The sequence below is a fragment of the Herbivorax alkaliphila genome (assembly GCF_030848475.1).
Lineage (GTDB): Bacteria > Bacillota > Clostridia > Acetivibrionales > Acetivibrionaceae > Herbivorax.
This window is the reverse complement of sequence record NZ_JAVDDS010000020.1, coordinates 56561-66776: the sequence shown is the minus strand read 5'-3', so window position 1 is coordinate 66776 and position 10216 is coordinate 56561. Positions and strand designations below refer to the sequence as shown.

6 protein-coding genes are annotated in these 10216 nt (G+C 30.5%); 3 read left to right on the top strand and 3 right to left on the bottom strand.

Annotation, left to right across the window (positions count from 1 at the left end):
• The first annotated feature begins 131 nt into the window (after positions 1-131).
• Both RBH29_RS09220 and recQ read left to right on the top strand, forming a co-directional pair.
• A complete protein-coding gene (locus RBH29_RS09220) occupies positions 132-1046 on the top strand; it encodes an RDD family protein (RefSeq protein ID WP_306696518.1) in 915 nt (304 codons plus the stop codon).
• Positions 1047-1240: 194 nt separating this feature from the next.
• A complete protein-coding gene (recQ, locus tag RBH29_RS09215; protein ID WP_306696517.1) occupies positions 1241-3376 on the top strand; it encodes a DNA helicase RecQ in 2136 nt (711 codons plus the stop codon).
• A gap of 148 nt (positions 3377-3524) precedes the next feature.
• Here recQ and RBH29_RS09210 read toward each other — a convergent pair whose 3' ends face one another.
• The 3 genes from RBH29_RS09210 to hpf all read right to left on the bottom strand — a co-directional run bounded on the left by RBH29_RS09210 (position 3525) and on the right by hpf (position 8817).
• Positions 3525-5690: a substrate-binding domain-containing protein gene (locus tag RBH29_RS09210; RefSeq protein WP_306696516.1), complete on the bottom strand. Its 2166-nt coding sequence runs from the start codon at positions 5688-5690 to the stop codon at positions 3525-3527.
• Positions 5691-5959: 269 nt separating this feature from the next.
• Positions 5960-8164 carry a DNA helicase PcrA gene (gene pcrA / locus RBH29_RS09205; protein ID WP_306696515.1) on the bottom strand — a complete coding sequence of 735 codons (2205 nt, stop codon included), beginning with the start codon at positions 8162-8164 and terminating at the stop codon, positions 5960-5962.
• Between the two features lie 116 nt (positions 8165-8280).
• Entirely contained in the window at positions 8281-8817 is a 537-nt protein-coding gene (gene hpf, locus RBH29_RS09200; RefSeq protein ID WP_306696514.1) for a ribosome hibernation-promoting factor, HPF/YfiA family, read from the bottom strand.
• Between the two features lie 675 nt (positions 8818-9492).
• Between hpf and RBH29_RS09195 the strand changes: the two genes are divergently transcribed.
• Positions 9493-10185 (top strand): peroxiredoxin, encoded by a 693-nt coding sequence (locus RBH29_RS09195; protein ID WP_306696513.1) that lies wholly within the window; start codon positions 9493-9495, stop codon positions 10183-10185.
• Positions 10186-10216: the final 31 nt, after the last annotated feature.

The following is a 10216-nucleotide window of genomic DNA, read 5'->3' as shown; positions in this document are numbered from 1 at the left end:
GCAAAAATTAGGGTCAGCTTGAATAAGATAAAATATGGAGAAAAATATACCTCGGCTTTAGGTTACACTTGTGCTACGTCATTAAATTGTGTATAATGTACCAGTATTCAATATGAATTTGGAGGTAAAGTATGAAAATTTATTCAGGCTTTTGGATAAGATTCATCGCATCAATAATAGATTCAGTAATACTAGTTATTCCTAATTTGTTTTTGATTATACTGGACTTTCACATTGCATGTTTTATCTTGAACTGGTTATATTTTTCTCTATATGAAAGCTCTTCTCATCAAGGTACCATTGGAAAAAGAATTTTAAAAATAAAAGTAGTTGATATAAATGGTAAAAAAATATCTTTTTTAAAGGCTACAGCTAGATATCTCTGTAAATTTATATCTGCAGCAATTTTTTTAGCAGGTTATATAATGGCAGCATTTACTCGAAAAAAGCAAAGCTTTCATGATATGATTACTGACACTGTAGTTATTAAGAAAAATAGCACTATTGAAGAAAAACCAAATAATGCTATTAATGGCATGAAAGAAGAAAAACCTTTGATTTTAAAATTTATGTCTGTGTTTTTTATAATAGTAGGGATATTTCCATTGTTATCTATGTCGACTACTTATTTTTTAATGCTATATGATATACCGCAGCAATACAATGAGTTATATCAAGCCTTTTTTAGAACAATACCAATAGCTCTTTTACTGCTTTGTGCATCTATAATAACAGGAATTGGGTTAATGAAACAAAAAAAATGGGCCTGGTGGTTGGCCAGTTTTTTACTTTCTTATTTTTTAATATCATCTACAAAGGTAATTTTAGATCTTCCAACAGGCATTAATGAAAATTTCACTTTGTTCCCTTATCTTGCACTACTTTTAATACTTTTATGTAATATGTTTAATCCTAAAGTAATGAGGAAATTTAAACTTCCTGACTTTTCTGAAAAAATTCTTTTTTTAATGCCCCTGTTTTTTATATTGCTATCATTTCTAGCTCATAAAGGCATAGAGTTTTTTAGCAATATACTATTATCATAAGCTCTTTACATACTATTTCTATTGAAAAAGTTGTGTTTCTCAAGGACTATCTACAGGTTCTAAATTGCAGAGCTTTAATTTCTAGAAGATTTTCGAACATACATTATTAAATGTACTTTTTTAAATATCCATTTGGATTTATTCAGTTTTTCCTTTATAATATTTGTATTAAACAATTTAGGTGTGAGGTTGAAATGCATGGTGATAATATACAAATATTGCTAAATCAGTATTTTGGCTATGAAACATTCAAAAAAGGTCAAAAAGAGTTGATAGAGCCTATTTTAAATAAACAGGATGTCCTTGGAATTATGCCTACTGGAGCTGGTAAATCTATCTGTTACCAAATTCCTGCCATGATTTTCGATGGTATAACACTTGTGATATCCCCGTTAATTTCCTTAATGAAAGATCAGGTAGATTCACTCTGTCAAACAGGCATAAAAGCAGCTTATATAAATAGCTCTCTTAGCTATTCTGCTGTCAAAAAGGTTATAGAGAATGCACAAAAAGGCTTATATAAATTGATTTATGTAGCTCCTGAGAGACTCGAAACAGAAGGTTTTTTTAAAATACTTAAGACTGTTCCGATCTCTTTGATTGCCGTTGATGAAGCTCACTGTGTATCTCAGTGGGGGCACGATTTTAGACCAAGCTATACTAAAATTTCAAACATGGTGGGATTTTTGCCTTCTCGACCAGTTTTAGCAGCTTTCACTGCAACAGCAACACCTAAGGTGAAGAAGGATATAATAAAACTTTTAAATTTATCCAATCCTTTTTTGCTTACAACCTCATTTGATAGAAAAAATTTATATCTTGAAGTAAATAGACCTAAAAATAAATATGATTTTTTATTAAACTATATTGAAAGTAATACCAACAAGTCTGGTGTTATATACTGCTCTACAAGAAAAACTGTTGAATTGATTTCTAAAAACTTAGAAAATGAGGGGGTTAATTGTACAAAGTACCACGCTGGACTGTCTGAAAAAGAGAGGACTCTAAATCAGGAAGATTTTATTTACGATAGAAAAGAAATAATGATTGCAACTAATGCTTTTGGAATGGGAATTGATAAACCTGATATACGTTTTGTAATTCACTATAATATGCCTAAAAATATGGAAAGTTATTATCAGGAAGCAGGACGTGCTGGCAGAGACGGCTCTTCTTCTGATTGTATACTTCTTTATGGTGCATCAGATATTGTCACCAATAAATTTCTAATTGAAAAGTCTGGTGATATGTCAGATAAAACTGAAGATTATAAAAAACTTAATGATATTATAAACTATTGCAATACAGACAACTGCATTAGAAATTACATTTTAAAGTATTTTGGACAGAAAAATAATAAAGATGAATGTGAGAATTGTAGCAACTGCAATAATGATATAGAAAAGACTGACATAACAATTGAGTCTCAAAAAATCATGTCATGTATTAAGCGCATGAATGAAAGCTTTGGAAGTGGTCTTGTAGCAGATGTACTAAGAGGAGCAAACACTCAAAAGATAAGAACAACGGGCTTTAACACCTTGTCAACCTATGGAATAATGAAAGACCATTCAAAAGAAAGCATTAAGGAAATAATATCTTTTCTGGTAGCCGAAAAACACCTCATACTTGAAGGCGATAAATACCCTGTACTAAAACTTAATTCCACTGCTTATAATATTTTAAAAGGCAAAGAAACTCTCTTTATAAAAAGAGTACTTCAAAAGCATAAAGCCACTGCACAAAATTCTAAAACAGATTTAAAGCTTTTTGAAGTATTGCACTCTATAAGACGAACTATATCACAAAAGCAAAATATTCCTCCATACATGGTATTCTCTGATGCCACACTTACTGATATGTGCAGAAAATATCCAATAACTCGGAAGGATTTTTTAGAAATTTCTGGTGTTGGAGAAATCAAGTTAGAAAAATATGCAGATGACTTTTTACCTGTTATAAAATCTTATGTTAGTGAAAACAATATTCACAAATCCACTATCTCAACTTCTCCTTCAAAGCCAATTTCTATAACCAAAGATACCCGCAAGGTTACTTATGAATTGCACAAAAAGGGACATTCTATAGATGAAATATCTCAAATTAGAAACTTAACCCCACGAACTATAGAAAATCATTTGCTCGACTGTGTAAAAATGGGCTTTGATGTTGATTCTCAAAACTTTGTACAACTTAAATTTATACCCGAGGTGATAGAAGCTATAAAAAATTATGGAATCCAAAAATTAAAGCCACTAAAAGAAGCACTTCCTGATGAGGTAAGCTACTCAACAATTAAATATGCAGTTATTAAATATGGCAATTACTAAACTCATTTATCTAAATCTACACACCAGCTACAACTTCTAATTATGCGGGTGAATATTATTTAAGTGAATGAAAATATATAAGGAACATTAAAAGACTCCACCTTATATAAGATGGAATCTTTTGACAATCTAAAACTTCAATTAAATTTTATATCAAATCGTCAACATTGTTTTTATCTACTACATCTGTTCTTGTCCAAATCACTTCACTTTCAGGTTTTTCATTTGTTACTAAATAATTATAAAGATATACAATAGGATCATGTCCCTGCCCGAAAGGATCCTGACCAATAGCCGCATATATTATTCCCTCTTTTATTAACTCAAAAATTTCTTTGTCAAAATCAAAGCATACAATTTTTACTTTTCCAACCATGTTTAACTCTTTTATAGCTTTTGCTGCTCCTTTTACTCCGAGTCCAGCAACAAATATACCATGAATATTTGAATTTTGGCTTAATAAATCTTTAACTAAATTGCATACCTTAACGTCATCATGACCGCCTTCAATATCTGCAACTATTTTTATTCTTCTTTTGCTTTTTAAACGTTCTTTTATTTTTTGTCTCCTTGTACTGTAAACAAATATATCAGCTCCTCTTAAAATTGCTACATTCCCTCTTCCATTTAAGGCTTTTAACATAAAATCAGCAGCCAAAGTTCCTGCTTCACCTATATCAGGTCCAAAGTATGCCGTCCTCTTTGAATGTACAGCTAAATCACAGTTATAAGTCATCACAGGTATATTTTTTTGTGATGCCTCCTCTATTAAAGGCACAATCTCTTCACCTAAACCAGGAACTACAACTCCGTCTACTCCTTTTTCCAAAGACTCTTTAAAAACATCAACAATGTTTTCCCACGTGTTTTCACTAAATCCAAAATATTCAATATCTGCATTTTTTGTGCTTAATTCCTTTTTAGCATACATTGCCCCCTGCCTTACCCCAAACCAAAATTCATGATCTAGTGGGCTTAAAAAAGCAATCTTAAGCTTTTTTGTACTTGCTTTTTCTACTGGAGTTACAGAAGTTTTAAACCTTCTAACCAACTTTTCAATTTCATAAAGCATGTCTTTTAGTGACAAAATGTTGTTGTTAACTGTTTCTGAACCTGCAACTTCTTCCTGTGTTACTGCTGCAACTTCTTCACTTGCTGAAGAAATTTTATCAGATGCATTTAAAAAATACTGCCCCTTCTCTTTTACTTCGTGAGTACTGTTTGATATGACACCTGCTTCAGAATATACTTTATTTATATCTTCACTTAATATATCTGTACTACTTTTAATTGTATGAAACGATTCCTTTATTTGAGAAAATATATCTTTACTCATGTTATAATTTTCAATACAATTTGCAATACTACCCTTGACATCTAAACTACTATCTGAAACATTTTTTAAAAGCATATTGATTTTTTTAATACTTTTACTTGTTTCATCTGAAAGCTTATTCATTTCAGAAGCTACAACTGAAAACCCAACTCCACTTTCTCCTGCTCTTGCAGATTCAATTGATGCATTTAATGCAAGCATTTTTAACTGCTCTGCTATTTCAGTTATTAACTCACCTAAATTATTAATTTCTTCTAACTCATTGTTTAAGCGTTCAACAAATTCTGAAGTACTACTAAGATTGTTTGTAATAACATCCATCTGATTATAATATTCATCTAAATTTTCATTACCCTCAGTTGTGGAACCTACTACGGACTTTACAATTTTTTCTACATTAGACAAGCTATTTTCAATTGAGCTAACTCTCTCGTCAACATTATATATGCTATCTAACGTATCTTTTGCATTTTTTAATTGTTCCTGTGACTTTTCTGTTAAATCGCCCATATTGGCAGCAATTTGCTCATTACCTTTTAGACTCTTATCAATATTTTCTGTTACCTCGTCTATTGCGTCAGAAATTACTACAATATTGGTTTTAGTTAATTCTGTAAAAGTTAATAAATTAGTTTTCATATCATTAAATGCTATACATAATGTTTCAAGACCTTTTACCTTACTCAACAATATATCACTAATGTTCAGCTTTCCCTTTGACAGTAAATAGGCATTATAGTTTATTAAATCAATTCCTTTAAAAAACCTTTTGATAAAAAATAAAAGAAAACCTGATATAAACAACGCAAGCACATATAAAACCGTTTGAACAGTTGCATATTTTTCCAAACTCTCTGTAAAATAATTAATTGATAATACCATTAACAAAATAACAATAATACAACCCGTAAGCAAATTAATTATCGTTCTCGTTCTGCTAATAATTTTAGATTTATCACTTTTTGCTTTTAGACTCATAAAATTAATCACCCACCAGTACTTTTTTATAGATATTACTTAAGTTTAATAATAAATACATAACTTTCTTTACCTCATAACTATAATCGGTATATTCATAAAAAAAATTTATAGAGAAAATAATACAAATTAAAAAAACTCTATTTTATATTAAGATAAATTCTTATTATAAAATAGAGTTTTTTTATAATCTTCAGGTAAAGTAGATTCTCCACCTGAAGATTTAATGTTTAGATAAAACTAATGTTCAATTTAAGACATCTATAATTTTAACTAATTTTAACTAGATTCGAAAATGAAGCCATGAGCCTTTTCATCCCTGCACCTTTAAAGTGTATCTCAAGCTTGTAATCATCTTTTTCCTTTTCAACAGATGTTATAATTCCAAATCCAAATTTTTTGTGCTCTACCTTATCCCCTTTACTAAATTCTGAAACAGCTTTTTTGTTTGTCTGATTTATATTTTGTGGCTTGAAACTAATATTAGGATTAAAACTGTTTATAAACGGCTGTTTTTTAACAGCAGCTTTTTTTTCTTTCGGTTTCACATCTCCACTATTAATATGCTCCTCTGGAATTTCATTTAAAAACCTAGATGCTCTATTATGTGTAGTATTTCCAAATAAGGTCCTTGTAAATGTATTTGTCATATACAGCCTTTCTTTTGCTCTGGTAATTCCCACATAACAAAGTCTTCTCTCTTCTTCAAGTTCATTTTCATCTGCCATTGACCTGAATCCAGGAAAAACACCTTCTTCTAGCCCTGCCATAAATACCACAGGAAACTCAAGACCTTTTGCACTATGCAAAGTCATCAAAACCACATAGTCACTTTCCTCATCCATTTTATCTATATCAGTAACCAAAGAAACATGCTCTAAAAATTGTTCTAATCCCTTTTCTTCATTTTGAGCTTCAAATTCTAAAGCAACAGATAAAAGCTCTTTTATATTCTCTATCCTTCCTTGTGATTCTATTGTATTTTCTTCCTCATATTTTTTAACTATACCAGTTCTCTCAAGAACTTCTTCAATCACCTCAGATGCTGTCATAGTTTTTTTAAGAGTTCTTAAAAGATTTATCATTGAAGCAAATCCTTCAAGTTTTGATGCTGCTCTTGATAAATCAGGTATATTAGACGCATCAGAAATAATAGAAAATATACTCACTCCAGCCACATTAGCATGTTTTTCTGCTGTATTTAAAGTTGTGTTTCCAATGCCTCTTTTAGGTTCATTTATTATCCTTTTTAAACTTATATTATCCGAAGGATTTTGAATAACCCTTAAATATCCAATAATATCTTTTATTTCTTTTCTGTCATAAAACTTTAAGCCTCCAAATATTTTGTAAGTTATTCCCTCTTTCATAAGTATTTCTTCTATAACACGGGACATAGCATTTATCCTGTAAAGCACTGCAAAATCTCTTAATCTCACATTTTCCTCTTTGTTTAATCTTTTTTTTATTTCATTTGCAATAAAATAAGCTTCTTCATGTTCATTATTGCACTGAAACAACTTTATGCAATCTCCCTTATCATTATCAGTCCAAAGACTTTTATTCTTTCTTCCGCAGTTATTTTTAATCACACTATTTGCAGCTTCAAGTATTGTTTTTGTAGAACGATAGTTTTGCTCAAGCTTAATAACTTTAGTATCTTTAAACTCTTTTTCAAAGTCCAGTATGTTTCTAATATTCGCACCTCTCCAACCATATATTGACTGGTCGTCATCCCCTACAACACAAAGGTTTTTATTTTTTTGTGCCAACATACTTACCAGCGAATACTGCGCTGTATTTGTATCCTGATACTCATCTACCAATATATATTTAAACTTTCTTTGATAGTATTCTAAAATCTGTGGATTCTCTACAAACAATCTAATTGTAAGCATTATTATGTCGTCAAAGTCAAGTGCATTATTGTTTTTTAACTTTTTTTGGTATAGTTCGTATATGCTTGCAATTTTGCTCATTCTAAAATCTGACTCATACATTTTTGTGAATATTTCAGGTGCAATCAATTCATCCTTTGCCCTGCCTATTTCTGAAAGCATGGACTTTGGTGGAAAATTTTTGTCGTTTAAATTCAATTCTTTAAGACATTCTTTAACAACGTTTTGTTGATCTGAATAGTCAAATATAACAAAATTATTATCATAATAAATTTTTTCAATATCTCTTCTCAATATTCTGACACACATTGAGTGAAATGTGCTAACCCATATACTGTCACTAAATTGACCTACAAGTCCATCTATTCTTTCTCTCATTTCTTTAGCTGCCTTATTTGTAAATGTAATAGCAAGAATACTTGCAGGATGTACATTTATTTCACCAATCAAATAAGCAATTCGATGGGTCAAAACCCTGGTCTTTCCACTTCCTGCACCAGCTAATATAAGCAACGGTCCATCCACATGTAGGACAGCTTTTTTTTGCTCTTTATTTAAACCCTCTAATAAATCCATGATTCTACCTCTCCATAATTCTTAATAAAAACAATTTAAATGCCGAAACTTAAAAAAGTTTCGGCATTTTTATTATAGTAGAAAACAAATCAAATTACAAATAATTTATTAAAAACTTAAAACTCCGGTTCAATTAAACCGTAATTTCCATCCTTTCTTCTATAAACTACATTAGATTCCTGTGTATCTGCATTTGAAAACATAAAAAACTGGTGACCTAACAAATTCATCTGTAGAATAGCCTCTTCTACTGTCATAGGCTTTATTGCAAATTTCTTGGTTCTGACAATTCCAAACTCATGCTCTTCATCTACATCATCATCTTCTTCAAACTTGAAGTTTTCTACCCGTAAGCCTCCTTCATGGAATTTCTTTTCAATCTTTGTTTTATTTCTTCTAATCTGCCTCTCTAAGCTGTTGACTACTTTATCTATTGATGCGTACATATCATGATTTTCTTCTTCTGCCCTTAAAACTCCACCTTTAAAAGGAATAGTTACTTCAACGATATGTCTGTTCTTTTCAACGCTCATTGTAATGTTTACTTCTGCATCTTCTTGAAAAAATTTGTCCAGTTTACCTACTTTTTTAATTGCCATCTCCTTTAATGCTGGTGTTACCTCAATGTTCTTTCCACTAACAATGAATTTCATATATGTCCACAACCCCTTTCTGTCAATAACAAGCATTTTAAATACTAAAATGCTTGTCTTTATATTTCTATAATATTCTTACCCAAAATATTCCCTGTGAAACGTTAAAATATAAATTTAACATTTCTGTAACCGGAAATATTTTTGAAAAATATTATATACTATATTAATTCTACATTAAACAAATAATTCCTTCAAAAATTAGTACCATATTTTTTTATAATGCATCTTTTATTTTTTTTTGCAGTAAAATAACTTTAACTAATGCTAAATATTCAACATTATAAGCATTGTTTATCTCAAAAAAGTTTTCCACAACATTTCCCACACTTTTCTCACAAAACACCTGTTTTGTGCACATAAATCCTGTGGATAATGTGGACAGTTTTGTGAATAACTCATATAGGCTTGTTTTATCTGTGGATAAACCTGTTTGTTTTTTAATTGCCCGTGCCCGCTTTATGTATACTAAATATATTTGATTTTAATATATGTATAAAAATTCTATAAAGGGAAATACCTATGACAACTACCTTTAAAATATTTCATTTCCTCAAATTTTTAATGTACGGATATAATTATATGCTGTTTATTTTTATGTATACCAATGTCACCACTATAATTTTAACTGCATATACTGGAACATAGTTATTTTTTTATAAGTAGGTGATTTTATTGGAACATACTTGTATAGAGAAAATTAATTGTCTGTCTATAGGAATGAAGGCTCCAGATTTTACAGCTGAAACTACTTTTGGAACTTTGGATTTTTCCTGCCTTAAAGGAAAATGGGTGGTTTTCTTTTCTCACCCAGGTGACTTCACTCCAGTGTGCACAACAGAATTTATAGCTTTTTCACAACTTGCTCCCTGTTTTGCTCAAAGAAATGTACAGCTTTTAGGCTTGAGTATTGACAGCAACCCCTCCCATCTTGCATGGGCCTATAACATTTATATTAATACAGGAATTCACATCACATTCCCTATTATCGCTGACAGAGATGGATCAATTTCAAAGCTATACGGAATGATTTTTCCTGAAGTAAGCACTACAGAAACTGTAAGAACTGTGTACATAATTGATGACAAACAAATAATTAGGGCAATTCTTAACTATCCTATGACTAATGGCAGAAACATACCTGAAATATTAAGACTTGTTCACGCTATTCAAACATCTGACGAAGAAAAAGTTGTAACACCTGCTAACTGGTGTCCGTCTCAACCTGTAATAGTACCTCCCCCTAAAACTTATAATGAGCTTTTAGAAAGGTTAAAATGTCAAAAGGATCTTAAATGTATGGATTGGTATTTGTGTTATAAACAATTAGCTCCAAGAGAATGTGAAGAAAATGATAAATTAACTTAAAAAACAAAAGCTACCTTGAATTCAAGGTAGC